The sequence below is a fragment of the Metallosphaera yellowstonensis MK1 genome, from assembly GCF_000243315.1.
In the GTDB taxonomy this organism is placed as follows: domain Archaea; phylum Thermoproteota; class Thermoprotei_A; order Sulfolobales; family Sulfolobaceae; genus Metallosphaera; species Metallosphaera yellowstonensis.
Genome location: NZ_JH597761.1, coordinates 651,207 through 667,282 on the forward strand (window position 1 = coordinate 651,207; position 16,076 = coordinate 667,282).

At 44.8% G+C, this 16,076-nt stretch carries 21 protein-coding genes, 1 tRNA gene and 3 pseudogenes; 10 read left to right on the forward strand and 15 right to left on the reverse strand.

Annotated elements, in window-relative coordinates; genetic code table 11:
• Positions 1 to 494: 494 nt before the first annotated feature.
• Positions 495 to 635, reverse strand: a complete 141-nt coding sequence (locus METMK1DRAFT_RS18450; protein WP_216586086.1) for a hypothetical protein — start codon at positions 633 to 635, stop codon at positions 495 to 497.
• Between the two features lie 40 nt (positions 636 to 675).
• Between METMK1DRAFT_RS18450 and METMK1DRAFT_RS04045 the strand changes: the two genes are divergently transcribed.
• A complete protein-coding gene (locus METMK1DRAFT_RS04045) occupies positions 676 to 1,371 on the forward strand; it encodes a hypothetical protein (protein WP_216586087.1) in 696 nt (231 codons plus the stop codon).
• A gap of 116 nt (positions 1,372 to 1,487) precedes the next feature.
• On the opposite strand, the pseudogene METMK1DRAFT_RS19980 reads toward METMK1DRAFT_RS04045, so the two are convergent.
• Positions 1,488 to 1,668 (reverse strand): annotated as a pseudogene (locus tag METMK1DRAFT_RS19980) (IS256 family transposase); the annotation flags it as partial.
• A 208-nt stretch (positions 1,669 to 1,876) separates the two neighbouring features.
• Here METMK1DRAFT_RS19980 and METMK1DRAFT_RS18455 point away from each other — a divergent pair.
• Positions 1,877 to 2,926 (forward strand): annotated as a pseudogene (locus METMK1DRAFT_RS18455) (IS701 family transposase).
• Between the two features lie 833 nt (positions 2,927 to 3,759).
• On the opposite strand, the gene METMK1DRAFT_RS04070 reads toward METMK1DRAFT_RS18455, so the two are convergent.
• A complete protein-coding gene (locus METMK1DRAFT_RS04070; RefSeq protein WP_009071205.1) occupies positions 3,760 to 4,011 on the reverse strand; it encodes an ORF80 family leucine zipper DNA-binding protein in 252 nt (83 codons plus the stop codon).
• A 237-nt stretch (positions 4,012 to 4,248) separates the two neighbouring features.
• On the opposite strand from METMK1DRAFT_RS04070, the gene METMK1DRAFT_RS04075 reads away from it, so the two are divergent.
• A complete protein-coding gene (locus METMK1DRAFT_RS04075) occupies positions 4,249 to 4,563 on the forward strand; it encodes a hypothetical protein (RefSeq protein WP_009071206.1) in 315 nt (104 codons plus the stop codon).
• Positions 4,564 to 4,698: 135 nt separating this feature from the next.
• Here the strand turns inward: METMK1DRAFT_RS04075 and METMK1DRAFT_RS04080 are convergent, their stop codons facing one another.
• From METMK1DRAFT_RS04080 to METMK1DRAFT_RS04115, 8 genes and pseudogenes are all read right to left on the reverse strand, one after another.
• Positions 4,699 to 5,016, reverse strand: a complete 318-nt coding sequence (locus tag METMK1DRAFT_RS04080) for a type II toxin-antitoxin system RelE family toxin (protein WP_009071208.1) — start codon at positions 5,014 to 5,016, stop codon at positions 4,699 to 4,701.
• Positions 5,017 to 5,191: 175 nt separating this feature from the next.
• On the reverse strand, positions 5,192 to 5,635 hold the full coding sequence (locus METMK1DRAFT_RS04085) for a hypothetical protein (protein ID WP_009071209.1): 444 nt from the start codon (positions 5,633 to 5,635) through the stop codon (positions 5,192 to 5,194).
• A 77-nt stretch (positions 5,636 to 5,712) separates the two neighbouring features.
• The gene (locus tag METMK1DRAFT_RS04090) at positions 5,713 to 6,057 is read right to left on the reverse strand and encodes a hypothetical protein (RefSeq protein ID WP_009071210.1); all 345 of its coding nucleotides are present in this window, start codon (positions 6,055 to 6,057) and stop codon (positions 5,713 to 5,715) included.
• A gap of 120 nt (positions 6,058 to 6,177) precedes the next feature.
• On the reverse strand, positions 6,178 to 6,360 hold the full coding sequence (locus tag METMK1DRAFT_RS04095) for a hypothetical protein (protein ID WP_009071211.1): 183 nt from the start codon (positions 6,358 to 6,360) through the stop codon (positions 6,178 to 6,180).
• Positions 6,353 to 6,532 carry a hypothetical protein gene (locus METMK1DRAFT_RS04100; RefSeq protein ID WP_048087605.1) on the reverse strand — a complete coding sequence of 60 codons (180 nt, stop codon included), beginning with the start codon at positions 6,530 to 6,532 and terminating at the stop codon, positions 6,353 to 6,355. Before METMK1DRAFT_RS04100 ends, METMK1DRAFT_RS04095 begins: the two co-directional genes overlap by 8 nt.
• A gap of 5 nt (positions 6,533 to 6,537) precedes the next feature.
• Positions 6,538 to 6,854 (reverse strand): annotated as a pseudogene (locus tag METMK1DRAFT_RS04105) (SWIM zinc finger family protein).
• A 228-nt stretch (positions 6,855 to 7,082) separates the two neighbouring features.
• Positions 7,083 to 7,370 carry a type II toxin-antitoxin system RelE family toxin gene (locus METMK1DRAFT_RS04110; protein WP_009071215.1) on the reverse strand — a complete coding sequence of 96 codons (288 nt, stop codon included), beginning with the start codon at positions 7,368 to 7,370 and terminating at the stop codon, positions 7,083 to 7,085.
• Positions 7,363 to 7,656, reverse strand: coding sequence for a helix-turn-helix domain-containing protein (locus tag METMK1DRAFT_RS04115; protein ID WP_009071216.1), 294 nt, complete (start codon positions 7,654 to 7,656; stop codon positions 7,363 to 7,365). The genes METMK1DRAFT_RS04110 and METMK1DRAFT_RS04115 overlap by 8 nt, the downstream gene beginning before the upstream one ends.
• A 118-nt stretch (positions 7,657 to 7,774) precedes the next feature.
• Here METMK1DRAFT_RS04115 and METMK1DRAFT_RS04120 point away from each other — a divergent pair, with 118 nt between their 5' ends.
• Together METMK1DRAFT_RS04120 and METMK1DRAFT_RS04125 are read left to right on the forward strand one after the other, a co-directional pair.
• A complete protein-coding gene (locus METMK1DRAFT_RS04120; RefSeq protein WP_009071217.1) occupies positions 7,775 to 8,041 on the forward strand; it encodes a winged helix-turn-helix domain-containing protein in 267 nt (88 codons plus the stop codon).
• Complete coding sequence (locus METMK1DRAFT_RS04125) at positions 8,041 to 8,334, forward strand: ParB N-terminal domain-containing protein (protein ID WP_009071218.1); 294 nt, start codon at positions 8,041 to 8,043, stop codon at positions 8,332 to 8,334. The genes METMK1DRAFT_RS04120 and METMK1DRAFT_RS04125 overlap by 1 nt, the downstream gene beginning before the upstream one ends.
• A gap of 304 nt (positions 8,335 to 8,638) precedes the next feature.
• Here the strand turns inward: METMK1DRAFT_RS04125 and METMK1DRAFT_RS04135 are convergent.
• Positions 8,639 to 8,727: transfer RNA gene (locus METMK1DRAFT_RS04135), tRNA-Glu, on the reverse strand.
• Positions 8,728 to 8,838: 111 nt separating this feature from the next.
• Here METMK1DRAFT_RS04135 and METMK1DRAFT_RS04140 point away from each other — a divergent pair.
• Positions 8,839 to 9,180, forward strand: a complete 342-nt coding sequence (locus METMK1DRAFT_RS04140) for a BTB/POZ domain-containing protein (protein ID WP_009071220.1) — start codon at positions 8,839 to 8,841, stop codon at positions 9,178 to 9,180.
• A gap of 417 nt (positions 9,181 to 9,597) precedes the next feature.
• Here METMK1DRAFT_RS04140 and METMK1DRAFT_RS04145 read toward each other — a convergent pair whose 3' ends face one another.
• Entirely contained in the window at positions 9,598 to 9,786 is a 189-nt protein-coding gene (locus METMK1DRAFT_RS04145) for a hypothetical protein (RefSeq protein ID WP_009071221.1), read from the reverse strand.
• A gap of 242 nt (positions 9,787 to 10,028) precedes the next feature.
• Here METMK1DRAFT_RS04145 and METMK1DRAFT_RS04150 point away from each other — a divergent pair, with 242 nt between their 5' ends.
• Positions 10,029 to 10,304 carry a hypothetical protein gene (locus tag METMK1DRAFT_RS04150; protein WP_048087408.1) on the forward strand — a complete coding sequence of 92 codons (276 nt, stop codon included), beginning with the start codon at positions 10,029 to 10,031 and terminating at the stop codon, positions 10,302 to 10,304.
• A 93-nt stretch (positions 10,305 to 10,397) separates the two neighbouring features.
• On the opposite strand, the gene METMK1DRAFT_RS04155 is transcribed toward METMK1DRAFT_RS04150, so the two are convergent.
• Positions 10,398 to 10,901 carry a hypothetical protein gene (locus tag METMK1DRAFT_RS04155; protein WP_009071223.1) on the reverse strand — a complete coding sequence of 168 codons (504 nt, stop codon included), beginning with the start codon at positions 10,899 to 10,901 and terminating at the stop codon, positions 10,398 to 10,400.
• A gap of 737 nt (positions 10,902 to 11,638) precedes the next feature.
• Here METMK1DRAFT_RS04155 and METMK1DRAFT_RS04160 point away from each other — a divergent pair.
• A complete protein-coding gene (locus METMK1DRAFT_RS04160) occupies positions 11,639 to 12,433 on the forward strand; it encodes an MBL fold metallo-hydrolase (protein ID WP_009071224.1) in 795 nt (264 codons plus the stop codon).
• Between the two features lie 160 nt (positions 12,434 to 12,593).
• On the opposite strand, the gene METMK1DRAFT_RS04165 is transcribed toward METMK1DRAFT_RS04160, so the two are convergent.
• Entirely contained in the window at positions 12,594 to 12,788 is a 195-nt protein-coding gene (locus METMK1DRAFT_RS04165; RefSeq protein ID WP_425357375.1) for a hypothetical protein, read from the reverse strand.
• Positions 12,789 to 12,966: 178 nt separating this feature from the next.
• Between METMK1DRAFT_RS04165 and METMK1DRAFT_RS04170 the strand changes: the two genes are divergently transcribed.
• Complete coding sequence (locus METMK1DRAFT_RS04170; RefSeq protein ID WP_009071226.1) at positions 12,967 to 14,001, forward strand: thermopsin; 1,035 nt, start codon at positions 12,967 to 12,969, stop codon at positions 13,999 to 14,001.
• A gap of 1,035 nt (positions 14,002 to 15,036) precedes the next feature.
• Complete coding sequence (locus tag METMK1DRAFT_RS04175) at positions 15,037 to 15,849, forward strand: acetoacetate decarboxylase family protein (RefSeq protein ID WP_009071228.1); 813 nt, start codon at positions 15,037 to 15,039, stop codon at positions 15,847 to 15,849.
• Positions 15,850 to 16,076: the final 227 nt, after the last annotated feature.

A 16,076-nucleotide genomic window follows, 5' to 3' on the forward strand; every position in this document is an offset into this window, starting at 1 on the left:
GGCCGCGTTCCTCACGCTGGCCCTCCCACCTACCAGGACCATGAGGACTAGCGCTAATTAACCTTCCTGCTCCTCCCGTTCCTCCTGACCACGCCCAGCCTGTTGATCTCCCTGACCAGCCTCTCCCTAGCCAACTCGATCTGTCCCTTTCCGCACCTTTTCAGCAGGAAGACGTCGAAAAATAAAAACTTCTCGCTAATACCGAGTTCTTGGTATTACCTCCCTAAGATTCCCATAACTGTTGTTATAAGAAAGCAACTAGAAATATACGAAAAGGTTAGTAGTAAATGGATTCCCATAAAAACTTCTTCAGATTCATAGCCTCTACTTTAGTAATTAAGGACTTTCTTTTAGGATTTCAGTTCTTAGGCTATCCCTTGTACATGTACTTATTTGGTATAAGTCCTTATGAGATTGGTATAATATATTCGCTTGAGTTTTTATCTAAAATTACATTTATTCCAATTCTTCATTATTTTAAGGGCAAAGAGAGGCTAAGCTATACTTTGTCTTTTTTTATTTTCATCCATAGTGTTCCTTAATTTGGCTTTATATCCCTCTCTGTTTACTTTCCTGGCAAATGCTCTACTGATAGGTCTTTCAAGTTCTCTAGGTTCTTCGGTTACTGTATTCATGGGAGATTTAGATAGATCTAAATTTTCCGCACTAGGTTTTTTGAGGAGAGTATTCGCAGCCCTTGGTTTCCTTGCCTTTTACCTTACTAAGTACATTCCATTCTCTACTTTTTACCTTTCTTTCTTTCTCGTTGCGATCGTTCCTATAGTTCTGTCACAGTTTATTGAAATGAAGCCGGTCGCTGTAAAATACACCTTATCAATTGAATTTGTTAGGAGAAATTTGAGGGAGTTTTCTTGGTACTTAACCTATGTTGTAGGCGTTTCACTCTTTACCAATATGATACCGATAGTAATTCACTACTACACCGATTTATCAGTATATGACGAGGTGTTTTATTTCGTCATTGTATTTGTTATCTCTTCGATAGGTGCTTATTTTTCCAAGTTTATCAAAGGCAGATTACTTATCATGAGCTTTATGCTTTCATTGCTGATTTTGGCTCTCATGGGAATTGGATATTACGGCGGTGTCATGTACATCTCTTATTCTTTTCTCTACGCGGTCGTGTCCCCTAACGTGTCATACCTTTACGCCAGGACTGTAAACAAGGACATTGATAAAGTGGCTGTAATATCATTAGTCAGCACAATAATTACCGCTCTGGACAACTTTATGGAAGGACTAATTATAAACCTTGGCTTAACGTCTTTAATCTTTCCCTTAGCATCACTTTTCATGTTCCTCGGAGTGTTCAGCAAAGTTAAGGGATTAAGCTCAGAAAATAAACCATAACTTTAGAATTCTGTGTATCTTTTTCCCAATTTAACATTGCAAATTACATTTGGGAGATTCAGGGATCCTTTGCGAATTGTAATATCTCAGTTGATTTAGCTTATTCAATGAAGAAATTATTGAATATATTCGATCATTTGATGAAGAAATAAGAATATATGTAATATTATTACAGGAATAAGATAACAGATCGAGAGGTTGTAGTTAATAGCTATGGCACGGACGATCTAGTCCTCCACGCGTGGTGGCGATTGCTAAACCTACCTCCAGGAATGAGTTGAAGGACTCGGCCAGGGAGAGGAGGAGGTTCAGCATGCCCCTCACTCTACCCTCTATGAGTCCGAGAACGATCATAATCACAGCCTTCCTGCCTCCCCTCATCTTTACGTAATTCCCGTCCGCAATCAAATACTTGCAGCAGTTATGGGAATCTTAGGGAGGTAATACAGGAAAGTCGGTATTGTGAGAAGTTTTTATTTTTCGACGTCTTCCTGCTGAAAAGGTGCTGAACGGAAAGGGACAAATCGAGTTCGCTAGGGAGAGGCTGGTCAAGGCGGTCAACAGGCTGGGAGTGGTCAGGAGGAACGGGAGGAGCAGGAAGGTTAATTAGCGCTAGTCCTCATGGTCCTGGTAGGTGGGAGGGCCAGCGTGAGGAACGCGGCCGAGACGTTCGGGTTGGACTACGCAAACCTGCTGGAGGCGTTGGGAGAACTCGACGACGCGTGGAGGGAGTACCTGGAGGTCCTGTCAGACTGGTGAAGGGTCAGGTGGCCGTCATCGTGGACGACACCGTGGACCACAATACTCCGGGAGGACGTGAGCCCCTGAGAACCACTGGACCTACTGCCACACCCACGGGAGGTTCGAGAGGGCCAAGCTCCTCACGGTCGCCATAGTGGACCTCTCCACGGGCAGGACGTTCATGGTGGTTTTCCCCTACGCCGTGAGGAAGATGTCGATTTAGGATGGTCACCGAGTTCAAGACCGAGATCGAGGTGGCGAGATGTTGGACGTGCTCAAGGAGCGCTTCCGGTAGCCAGGGTCGTCTTCGACCCCAGTACTGTCCGAGAAGCTCGTGAGGGACAACGTAGTGTCTGAGCTCAAGTCCAACCGAGCTCAGGGTCGAGTCGGTCCAGGGGACCCTCGAGGAGGGACACCTCCCAGTGGGATACCCCCCGGAGTCTACTACGCCGACCTGACCCTGGGAGGCCGAGTGATTATGGTGAAGTTGCTAGTCCGGGAACATAAACGTGACTCTGGGACACACGCCAGGTGCCTCTACACGACCGACCTCTCGCTCAGCGAGGAAGTCGAGGAGGCCTGTCGGGTGGGAGATCGAGGAACTCCAAGGGACGTCAAGGCCCTGGAACTGGAGGACTCCTCGTTCTGGAAGAGGGAGAGGCTCCAGGGCTACCTCACGATCTTCACCATCAACAACGTCCTCAGGGAGCTGGTGGGGGAGCTGAACCTGAGGAGCGTGGAGGCGTTCCTCAGGTTCGTTGAACGTCATTTAGGTGGACCGCCGGGGCTGATGAAAATCTTTAAGTTACGTTAAAGTCCCATGACTGCTGTTCTTAATAATTCTCTTCCTTTGTTGCTCGTCCAGTTTAGAAACACCAATTAGCATATATTTCTACCCTATTTATAAGAAAGTGACGCTGTTCCAAAAATAAGGCTTAATGTTCCATTTACGTCTTTATAAAGAGAACGTAGCTCTCTTTCAATTTAAGGGAAAATTAGTGCCGCGGCCGGGATTTGAACCCGGGCCACGGGCTTGAGAGGCTAGATAACGTTTCAGTAAAACGTTGAAAAGAAACGTTTTCTGTTGCATGTTGAAGTAGAAGTAGAATTATGTTATGAAAGAAAAGTACAATAAAATGATAGCAGAAATCGGTCAGCGTTTCAAACCGTTAAACTCCCCAGTTTACCATAACTGCCAATCAAGCTATTCTTTTATTTTTGTACCTATAATGTAACCAAGTACACCAGAGGGTATATATAGAATTAGGGACACGATCGCTATAATTGGGTTTAAGATAAAAAGGGGGACGCAAACTATTAGGAGGCCCATAAGGAAAAGCCCTGAAATAATTGAGATTATATCCGTTCTATCTTCTAAAGGTTGTAAATATCCTAAGCCCACCATAGATATCATAAGGATTGAAATCCACAAAATTATAAACTGGATTAAATCAGGTGGAGAAAATACTAGAATTGTGTTGTTTTGGGACAGGCTATTTACAAAGTGGTTACTAATGTAGTAAAGATAATAGTGGACGAATATATAAGCAGTTACAAGAAAAGATATAAATTGAAATAAAATACTAAGGAGGAATTTGGGGAGGAATTTGAGGAAAAATTCAGGTAACGATTCTAGTAGGTCTTCCATCATACTATCTCCTCCTTATACTTAAGACAGTACATCCTCTCCTTTCCGGCCCTACTTTTATGCCATTTCCTTTCTATTATCCCCTTCTTAGCTAACCTCGTCAGATAAACTAACAGTTCCTTTTTGTCTACTCCAGTCTTCTCATGTAGGTATTCCAAACTGCAGCAGCTCCCTGGGGCCTTAGCCATTACCATAAGTATGAGCTGTGTAATGGTAAACCTTGACTTATGTTTCTCTATCTTAACTTCCATAAAATTGTATTGAGAAATTTCCCTTAATAAACCTTAACTAGGGTTAATAAAGTGTTACCTCCTTAGAAGAGGACTGAAAATGAGTTCCCTAACTGGAAATAGTAGGGTTAACAAAGTGTAGCATTTAGGGCCATTAATGTAAGAGCTGGCTCTTGTAAGCAAAAAATCGCGGATCCAGGCAGGATTAATGGTAGAATAATAGTATATAGTATATAGTTGTTATAACTTATATTCATTATGGATATTGAGAATTTTTATACTACTTTATCTATACCATATAATGAAATAAAATGGCAAGAGGTCATACACCAAAAAATGCTCATCAAAGAATGGAAAGACAAAAGATTGCTTGGATTAAACAATCAATTTACAAACGATATTTCAGGGATAAGAATAAGAAGTAATAATGACATTGTAGTTCACGATTTTCCTTCAGTAAACTGGGGAGTTTTTACAATTTTTCTAACAAGAATAGAAAGCCGAGATCCCAGTATAAGTGCTTATACTGCTTACTTAACAATTTTTCAAAATTCAATAAGAGAATTCGATTAGCATATCGTTTTAATAACCTCTGTGAGAAGTTTATACATATGAGGAGCGGAAAAGACGGAGAATATTACTTCGTAACAATTGAAAGTGATGAAGAATTAGAGAAGTTAAAGGAATTAACGCTTAAGAAAGTTAGGGCTAGAAACGGTAAGCTTTCTTATGCTTCCCAATCCTCCAAATGAATACAGTACAATTTTTTGGCTCAAAACTATAGACTATCCTTATATCTCCAGTAACTTCTATAGAGAATAAAGGCCTTCCGTCCTTATCAGTCTGGTTCTTTAATTTCTCCCTGGCATACTTTTTGGGGTCTTCTCCGAGCAAATACAATTTATCAAAAATTAACATTACAACTTCCTCATGAGGAAATTCCTTAGCTAAAAATTCCGATAATTCTTCAAGATTAGTTATCCTCTTCCTAAACAAGAATTTCAATTCCCACTTCTCACAAACCACATTAAAAGATATAGGAACCGCGTTTAAAAATCTTTCTCTTTTTGTCTATTATCTTAAATATAAGCTAAATACTAAGCTAATATATAAGCAAAAATATTAAGCAACCCTAGACCGGAGAGCGTAGAGCTTGGGGTTGAATTTTTACTAGGTAAACTGGGGAGTTTATACAAAAAATCTAATCTTTTACGAGAATTAGAACACCGTAATGTATGAGATATGCCAACATAAGATATAATGTAAGAGCATAAGCACCGAATTCGTCGTCGTCTTTAAACTCTCCGGTCTGTTCTACTGTGCTTTCAAGAGCAAATGATATTACTTCCTCAACAGTTGCACCTGGGTGCTCTTTTCGTACATATCCCATCATTTCGTCTATGTCTGGATCCTCCTTTATTCTAATCAGTTGTCCAGTAGTGTTTATCTGAACTACTTCGTAATCATTTGTTAAGCTATAGTTAGCGAATAGCTTCCACTTCTTCCTATTTGCTATTAGAGGGCTCTTAATAGTCGGTTCATACGGCAAAAAGAGCAGAGTCCTATCTGGAGCGTAGATTTCTTTTGGTAGTTTATGCTGTTCCACTAACTCTAATACGTCTGGGAACTCAATTATTTGTTCCATAATTTAATCTAACCTAGAATAATATATAAGGATTAAGAAGAGGGAAAAAGATTTATCTTGTTTGTTTATGTGTCTTATTAGCTCCTTCTTAGCTTCACGTCTCCTACTTCTCTCCTTATTGCCTCTATAGGCTTAACCCCAGTGTACTTCTCCATTAACGCGTCGAACCTTACTGACAGCGATTTACCTAGCTCTTTTGCTGCAGCTTTATAGTTCTCCTTTAGCCCCGAACCGAGGGCGTGCAGTCTGGTCTCCTTGATCTGCCACTCCCTCCTATGCACAAGACCCGCTACTTCGTCCTTCTCTCCCGTTATCTTATAGCCGCTGGGTACGTAGGGCTTTCTCTCTAAGTCGTCTCCAGCTATATCTTCCCTTGTTACAGTACCTGTGCCTCTATTCCTTACCCTCCTTATTATACCCATCTCTAACTTCTACTGACTTAACTCTGAGGTTAGTAGCAGTCTCTGGGAACACTAACGCTCCTTGCTTATTCCTCTCTGTAGAGAATTAGAATAAACTCCCCAGTTTACTGAAGAAAAATTCTAACTTATCATTCTCTCAATCACTTTCCTTACCCTGTCCTTAACTGCTGATATTTCAACTACTATTTCATCGCCTCCTAACTCTTCCATTGCGAAACTTAATATTTCGTCTAATTGAAAGTAAACCCTCAACAACTTAACTAAGTATTCTAAATTCTTTTGAGTCTGCAGTACTTCACTCATAGTCCTTCACCTGAGATATTAAATAGTATATTAAGGATTCCCTAGCTTTTGTTAGGTATTCGTATGCCTCATCGTCATAGCTCATTACAACCTTCATAGCCTCATTAATGTGATAAATAGCGTTGATAACTTCTAACAGCTCTTCGCCTTTCACTTCTCTCTGACTCTGCATGGTTCTCAACCCCATGAGGCAATGTCTTCCTCTATTTGCATCATTTCCTGCCTTGCCTTCTCTATCCTTTCCCTTAGCTCCTCCTTAATCATCTGCTCTAAAGTCTTCAAATGCCAGCATTTCTTTCCGAAGCTCCCAGCTTCACAACTGCAAGTAGCTTTGACCACTTTCAGGCTTAACGGGTCTAAAACAATCCTGGTGTAGTGCAATAATCCCTTCCTACTCTTACTCTCTACGTCTCCAGCTACTACTACACCTTCTCCCAAGGTGTAAAAACATCTAACCTTTTAATCGGATTTTTGGGGATTTGGGTGGAAATCATGTTTGTTCTATGTAATGTTATACATTACGCAATATAAAAACTTTTCTGTGTAACGTTAAACGAAACATAGTATACATTTCTTGTATCTTTTTAACTCCCAGTGCTAATTATTACCTATGGAAAAGAAGCAAATCAAAATAATAGAGCCAGAGACTGAGGAGGTTACTGTAATTAATAATAGTGAAGAATTGCATAACTTGTTTGAAGAGCTTAAGAAAGAGAGCGATATTATTCATCGTAAACGGATTCCCTCCTAGCGATTCTCCATATGTGAATTTGTTTTTTATCGTCATCGAAAGAAACAAGTATTCGTATATCCCACCCAACTCTTATCCTATAAACGTCCCTATTTTCGTTGTCTTTCCATCCTTCTAATTTCTTCATATTAAGCTCATTTAGTTTCCTCTTACTAAGCTTATCCAGGGCTTCCTCTATTCTTTCCAATTCGTCACGCTGAAAGTCTCTTGCTAATTTCTTCATTTTAATATGGAATACTAATTTCCACTCTTCAGTCATTAGTCCGCACTTTCTTAATTAATTCTTCAATTTCTATAACCCGTTTAGCTACCTCCTTTCCCAATTCCGTTAAACTGATCACTCTTCTGTAAGGGAAGACGTTTTCCCTTTCCTCTTTTATCAGCTTAAGTTCTGTTAATTCCTCCAACGCTCTCTTTATACTTCCGCTATTAGTATCGGTCTTCTCTACTAACTCCCTTACAGTTAAGCCGCGATTTTCCCTCCCTAACACTATTAAGACTCTCTGAGCGACTTCACTCAACGCAAACGGCTTTTCATTCGTCATGCTAAACACTACATGATACTATCAGTCTACTCTTCATATAATGTTATGTAATTTGTAATGTGAAACGAGATACAGAAAGATTTAAATAATGTGTAATGTATAACATTATACGATAAATATGGTCGGAGAAAGAGATCCAAAAGGAATCCCCATGTATAGAATCCTCGCTTTTCTAAAGAAAAAGAAAGAAGCAAAAACAATAACTGAAATTAGTGAAGAAGCTGATATACCATACAATACAGTAAGGGACAATATATACAAATTACTGGCACTAGGAGCGATAGAGACCAGAGATGGAAAATACATTATCACTGAGAAAGGCAAACAGATGCTAGACGAGTTCATTGAAGAAATTGAAAGGTTAAAGGAGATGGTGAACGCGTAATGGCTAGGTTCATTACAATAATCAAAGTCAGTATTGATAACATCAAAGAAGTACCAGAGTATAAGGAGTTAATACCAGAGAATAACAGTTATGAGGAGCTAAAGAAATCGATACAGCAGTTGGGCTTTCTGGATCCTATCACGGTCAATAAAAACTATGAGATTTTAGACGGCTACACTAGATATAGGATTGCAAAGGAGTTAGGAATTAAGGAAATATCAGTTGAAATTTATGAGACTTCTGGTAGGGAGGGCGATTCAGGGCTCCATTGCGATTTCTATTTGTTTCTATAGAATGAAAGTGACTTAATTGATCCTACATCAGTACACGAAAAGGGGACGAGCGCTAGGTCATACCATGAGACGCCTATTTTATCACGTGGTGACCACGCTCTTGCAGCTTGAGATAACCCCAACTTCTCTACTAACTTCTTAATAATTATCTTCCTTTGTTGCTCGTCCAGTTTAGAAACACCAATTAGCATATATTTCTACCCTATTTATAAGAAAGTGACGCTGTTCCAAAAATAAGGCTTAATGTTCCATTTACGTCTTTATAAAGAGAACGTAGCTCTCTTTCAATTTAAGGGAAAATTAGTGCCGCGGCCGGGATTTGAACCCGGGCCACGGGCTTGAGAGGCCCGCATACTTTCGGCGCAGAGCTTGACCGGGCTATACTACCGCGGCAAAGAAAATAATACAGTTAATATTATAAAGTTTACTCACCTTCAGCCTCAGCTTAACTTTATCTTATCTTTCCTAGTCTTTCCTTTTATACCGGCGAGCTTACTTTTCCCCATGGAGTGGAAGTTCAACACCTCTAAGGCTAAACCCAAGCCCGGGCCGGCCTGTCTTGTGGACGAGATAGAGGAGACCCCCAAACTCAGGGAGCTCTTCTCCAGGGCTGGAATCAAGACCGGCCACGGCTCCCCGGCCCACAGGATCGTCTCTGAGGTAATAATAAAGGTGTTCAAGGAGAGGAAGCTGACCCCCAGGGAGATCGCTGAGAAGTACTCTTCAGTCCCCAACTTCCAGGAGATACTCCTGGAGATAGTGAAGGAGGCCTCGAGGAAGGGAGAGTTATCTGAGGACTTGATCAATGTCAGCACCCTTGAGGAACTCGAGGAGAGGCTAGGGTAGGGATCTTCGCTTCACGTTCTAAGATCACGGCTCAACCTCTCCTTTGCCGTCACAGACCGGACGGAGGTGAACGCCACTGCCCTATCACAGATGTACGGGGTCAAAATGGCCTACCTGGACCTCGGGAAGTTCCCTAACATGTCCTTAGGTTCTTGTTCCCTTTCATCTAACGTTAGTACGGGCTACGACATACAGCGGAACCAGTCCATTCAACGTCTCGTCACCTGAGCTGGAGGACTACATGAAGTGCCAAGTTGAGTTACGTCATGTCTACGAAGTTTCAAGGAGTGATCTTCGATGGCGTGGATGTAGCTAAACAGAGTACTTAAACTGAAAGAGGTGTGGTCAGCTTGATAAGGCGGGTAAGAGAAGAGTGCCCTAATGCACTCATGGGGATAAACAGGGGGTTTTACGTGTTTACCCGTGGCGTAACTTACCTTCTTTAATTACTTCTAATTCCGCCACGGGCACCCCTCTTAAGGGATCATACAGGGTCACCCTTAAGTCCTTGGGGCTAGTCGAGGGAAACTTCAATACCCTCCCATCCACACTTTTATCACTCCCCAAACCTCGTGAGCAGTGCCCGTCATCAGTTAGGGGGATCATCAATAAAAACTACTTCGGTGATACTATATAAACACAACTTGTCAAGACGATATTTAGAAGTGATTAAAAATAACGAGTAGTTACGTAGAAGCGTTGCAGTCTTACCTAACGTATCTCACCTCATAAACTTCGTCCTGTTTGAGGACTACGGGACAGTGGTTCACCACATAAAGGTGTGACGAGGACTAACGTGAGTCAGATCGAGGCCCTCATCCCAGAGTCAGCAGTTATTAGATTTCGCCTTGACTCCAAGGCTACACCTAACGAGAAATCCCATATCTGCTGCAAGAGTGAAGAGTCTCAACGTCACCGTTCTGGCCCCCGGGTATGCGAGGCACCAGCACGACGCATTTTACGACAGAGCTAAGGCGTTAGCGGAGGAGGAGTCGGTGGCGAGCTCTGTCATCAACCGTAACGTCACTGGGATGTGGGATCGGCTAGGAGTTCCTGGTCGTGAAAGGTTCTGGCATCTCACCGGGAGATCACTGATAACCGAGTGTAGCTCCATCCTGCTCTGAATTACCCTTAACTCCCAAGGTTCGAGGCCGTCTGCGGTCGGGATCAGGGACCCCAGAACATCCTTAGATAAGCTCTGATGTTATAATGAACTTTCACAACCTGAACTTTATCCACTCCAGACCTCCCGTCTCGGTTCCAGGACTTACCGTGAGCTCCAAAACGTTATTGAACACCTTGACGTTCCCGGCGAGGCTGTGGGAGGTCACCTGACCTGGAAAGATCCACAGGGCCTCATAGGGATACTCCGCTACTTCCCTCTCATATTCGTTCTCATAGACGTTCTCTCCCCTCCTGGTTTCCCCCTTGAAGTCGATCACGTACTCCACGAAGGGATAGTTAGTGGAGATCAGCCCTATCCTGACTATTCTGACCCTGGCCTTTGTGACCTTACCATTGATCGCTATCCTCTCCTGGTCGAGGAAGTACTGCATGTTCTCCTTGAGAGTCTCGCGTTCCTTGGACAGCTCGTCCGGGGAGAGCCCCGCATAGTAGGACTCTGGGTCGTAATAGTAGAAGACCACGAGCTGGTTGACCCATCCGTCAGAGGAGACCGAAAAGAAGCCCCTGGCGTACACTGGTTTTACCCGATCGCTCAAGTCATCTCGTGTAGGAAAGTGGGACTAATTACTTTAACTCTTAGGTTTTTGACTTACAGCAGTTATTAGATTTTGACTTGATTACAGGGCGATATTCGAGGGAAAGTCCCATAACTGCTGTGACTTAGGTTTTCGAATCCCACCAGTCTCAAGAGGTCTGAGATAGGCGGGGACCGGATCCTCAGACGGGAGATGTCTCACGTGTCAGGGTCTTTGAGACTTAGTTTTAACGTTAACTTATTTAATACTAAGGGACTACAAATTCTGAGAAATCCGATGACTGATGAGAGAAAAAGGCCTCGATAGGGCTACCCACCTTTAGCGTACTTAATAGGAAGGTGTTCTCTTGTAGTCAGCTCATTCAACGATGCAATGAGCGACGAACCTGGCCCTCCTGGGACATGGTAAAGGTCTTGACTCAGACGTACTCTTTCCCCTGAGATGCCTTCTGGTCAGCTTCCTGGGGCCATCGCGACTGTCGGAGAGGCATCTGGGAAGGAAAGCTCGAGCCGGACCCCAAGGACCCGACCTGGGAATCATTCCTACCAGGGAATGCCTAGCCCCCGTCTCGGATCGGGTTCAGACCGCAGACCTCGTCCCCGCAGATCTTAACACCTCCCTACAACTCTGATCTGACCCAGCCCTCTACCTTGTCATCCAAGGCCTAGCACCGTGACAACTTCCAGCTCAAGGTTTAACTGCGTCACGGTTTTATTCCACCTCCTCACTATCACCTCATGAGACTCGGCAAGGACGTGGAAGTCCTCCCTGGCTCTCCTAACACCCTGATCTATCAGGGGAGGGTGGTGATCGATCAGGGTGGAAGGAACTCGTCCGTCAAACTGAACGCTGAAGTACAGATGGCCACGCACGGACACATGGACCACATCTTCGGCCTCACGACGGAGGCAAAAGTCAAGTACATCCCTCCCCAGGACATGTGGGCCCTCAACATGATAGGCAGGAGAGCGATGACCTACGGGTTCAGTTCTCCCCAGTCACCCCTGTTCACCTATGACTTGGTGATCGGGGAGATATCCCTTTCTGGGGACCCTGAGGTGGAGATTGTGCCACTCCCGGGCCACACTCCGGGTCACTCCGGTTACATACTGGGCTCAACCCTGTACGCCGGAGACTCCTTCTTCGGCCAGAAGGTGCTTGAGGGCTTCGTGTTCCCCTTCTTCGTTGACTTCTGGGCTGCACTGGAGAGCATGGAGAAGTTGAGGGAGTTATTTAAGGCGGTAGAGAACGTGGTCATCTCTCACGGCCCCGTGTACGAGAAGAGGAAGATGCAGGAACTCCTGGACTTCAACGTTCAGTACGCGGGAAGGCTGTTAAAATGGATCGAGGACGAGATAAGGGGGAAGGAGGCGACGTCCCAGGAGGTGACCGTGAGAGTAATGATGCGGGCGGGGGCAAAGGAAGTGAAGCCTACCAATCTCCTGTTAAACGAGACAGTAGTGAAGTCGATCCTCTCGGTGAAGGCTAAGGAGTTCAGGGTCTCAGAGAAGGGGTTAGTGTACAGGGGCTGAGTCCCTCGCCGAAGAGGGCTAGCCTCCTTGAACTTCATTGACCGAGGACTGACCAGATCAGGAACTCATAGGAGGGGCTACAATGGCGTGCCCTCGTCAACCCTCCTCAACCCAAGGGATTACCTTGAATCCCTGCAATCGTGGTTTGATCCTTTTGTCCCTACACTTTCATTTCACTCATCTTATGTTCAATCATGATGGAGTGCAGGGACTTAGCCATCAGCAACCTAACCGACTTCAAGGTAAGTGGGTCACGGGACTCCTTAGAGCCCAACGGCACGGGGCTCACATCTCTGCAATCCCTCCCACCCTTTTGGGCATAGCCCACATGGAGTGAGAGCTCATCTTTTATCAATAAAAACGTAATAAATGGATATAAAAACATCTCTATTAACATGAAAAAGGATTCAGCCCATACAGTTGCTGAGCTTAAACGGTCGGCAACCTGGATTACTGAGAGGCATCTAGGCCTGAACGCTCTCCGCGATCGTTAATAAGATAGTCATATTAACTTCCTCAACGTCTTTAGGAGGATGAGATCGATTTCCCTAGTTTTAGCCTTATTCATGACCCTTTCCCCTTTTTCTCTCATCTCCCTCTCTACCAATAATATTCCCGCGATGTTTCCACCTGTGCACGGGAAACATGTGGTGCCTGGGGAATATGTCAATCCTTACCTCTACTACTCCTCTCCACCGGCCCCTGGAGGTATAGCCTCCTTCGGGCTCTTCAATTACTCAGGGAAAGTTACGCCTTACATCATAACCACCAATAAGGTTCTGGGTTACACCAACGTGTCGAACCTGTTAGCGTACTATAAGATGGCGAGGAAGTACGGAGTTAATCCGTACTCAGCCACGCTCCAGATGAACGTGGTACTACAGGTCAACACAACACATGGGACTTTCGCCTACTGGCTCCAGGACGTGGGTAGCTTCCAAACCAACAACAACAAGGTCACCTTCATAGACAACATATGGAACCTGACCGGTAATCCCTCGGTTCTGTCGTCCTCTGTGGTTTCAGGTAACGGAAAGGTCACCTCCGCGGGTGGAGGAAACACCTTCTATTACGACGTTGGACCGACTTACACCTACTACTACCCCTTCTCCTACGTTTACGTGGTGAACGTGTCCTACACCTCCAGTTCCTTGAGCATATGGTTCGGATACGAGATACTCCAGAACGGTAAGCCCGTTAGCTCTCCTCAAGTACAGTACTACGATGAGGTGACCATAAAGCAGTCCGGGATCGTTTCTGCCGCCATAACCGTGAACGGGAACGTATACACCCCAGACGGACTGTACTACGACGCCGAACTGGTGTGGGGAGGCGGAGGTAATGGGGCTCCCACTCAGTTCGTGAACCTCAACGACACCTTGGGATTGTACTACGTCAACTCCACGGGGAAGATAACTCCCTTCCCCTCCCTCTACACCTTTGGCTCCGACACTGGTGAGAGTGCCTACAACGTCCACGATATGCTAGTGAATGGTGTCCCTGAGGCCTACGCTGGAACTGAAGTACTTACAGTTTTGACCAATCAGTTCACTGTGTTATTAATATAACCTTTTTCTTTTTTTAAGTTAACCAAGACATCCTTCACGTTTTTGATGCTAGATCATGTCACTGGGCTCAACGTAACTTTAAGTTTTCATCGGGCGGCCCTACACGAATGACGTTGAACGGAGTCGGGTACTCCTTCACGGTCTTCAGGTTCTGTTCCAACACCGACCCCCTGATGACGGTGACCACAGTGCAGATCTTGAGGTAACTCCCACAACGTGTTTACCCGTGGCGTAACTTACCTTCTATAATGTCTCTACAGCAGCAATGGGATTTTCCCTTGAGTATCGCCCTGTAATCTAGGCGAATTCTAACAACTCTGATCTCTAAATATACCAGGCCATCCCTCCCAAGGGCTCGTAGGTGGTCACCCCCAGATCATCGGGGCTATCGAAGGGGACTTCAACACCCTCCCATCCAACTTCTCCCATCCTCGTGAGCAGTGTCCGTCATCAGTTGGGAGATCATCAGAAGGAAATTCCTTGGTAACACCACATGAAAATAACTCACGTCGTCTTGGATTTAAAAGTGTTTAAAAGTTACGCAGGGATACTATAGTACCCATCAATTCCCGTTTCAACAGGAACGTCTAGGCTGCGTTCCTCTAGCTAGCCCTCCCATTAGGAGTGTGGGGACTAATGCCGGTTAACCTTCCTACACCCCCCCCCATTCCTCCTGAACGTTCCAGACGATTTATCCCATTATCTCGAAATAACCGGAAGAGATAAGCTTGTCCTCGGTTTCCTCGGCATTCCTCTCACTACCTCACCTACAAATAACGTACAGCAGTTATTAGACTTTGCCTTGATTACAGGACGATATTCAAGGGAAAGTCCCACAACCGCTGTAACGTACTTAAACCTCTTCAACGTTTAACTCGTTTATCACCTCTTCATCGTCTACCTACGTAACAGGTGACGAACCTCTCGTATCTCACCTGTGCGACTTCTCAACCTCCCTTAGACGTAGAACGAACCTGAGCGACAATTGAACTAGTTTGAGGAAACACTTATTTAGTAATTAGGAGTTGTGCACTTATGACTGACTCGAACCTAAACAACAGCTTTACTATGCCCATAACCAGGAGGGGTAGGTCGCAGATAGTCTTTCCGCCTCCTTGGTATTACGGCGTGACGTACATAGCCGCACACGTAAAGTTCACTGAGGAATCTGCGAACCAGGTACTACCAGAATTTCTCACCACTGACGGGGAGGGCTGGGTATACATCGCTGAGTTCGTCTCGGCGTCGGAGAGCAACTGGGACTACATGTACCAGGACCCCGACTTGGTGCAGTACATGGAAGGTGCCATAGGGTTCAAGGTAAACTTCCAGGACAAGAACTACCTCTACTACCCGTTCATGTGGGTCGATAAAGACTGGGCCTTAGTGAGGGGATGGTTGGACGGCTACCCCAAGAAGATAGCCAAGATTGCCATGACGAGGTTACACCCGCTTCTTCCCAGATATAACAAGCCTGAAGTAGGGCTAAGGCTGGGAGGTTACGTAGTGAGGGGTGGAGCAAACCTGTTCAGACTTCAGGTAGAGCTGGAGGACAGGGCCGACTCGATCCCCACAAAGAACTTCGGACCGTTCATAAACATAAGGAGGTTCCCCAGCAGGGGAGACAACGAGGAGGATCTGTACGAGGTGGTCAGCAGGGTCAGGGACGAGAGCAAGTTCGGGGAAATATGGAAAGGGAAGGCTAACCTGGAGCTGGGAGGTTACGTGAACGATGAAGTGGATCTACTGAAAGTGGATAAAGTCCTGGGTGGATATCACTTCACCCTGTACTTCAGGGTCACCAAGACTCAATTGTTGAGCAGGATAGTACACAATGTGGCTAAATGATATCTTGTAGCACTCTGTAAATTTCTCCCTCTCTTCCCCCAGGAGTTCAGGTGGGACCTCATTTTACGTGAGGTTAACTGAAGGTATTGTGAGGGTCGTCATACCACCTTCCCGATCATGCTCACGATTAATACGACGACTCCACTCAGAATTAGGATCGAAGATCAAACATTTTAGAGTAGCAATTGTGAGATCTTTTCCTTAGGCAGCACCCTGTAATCAAGGTA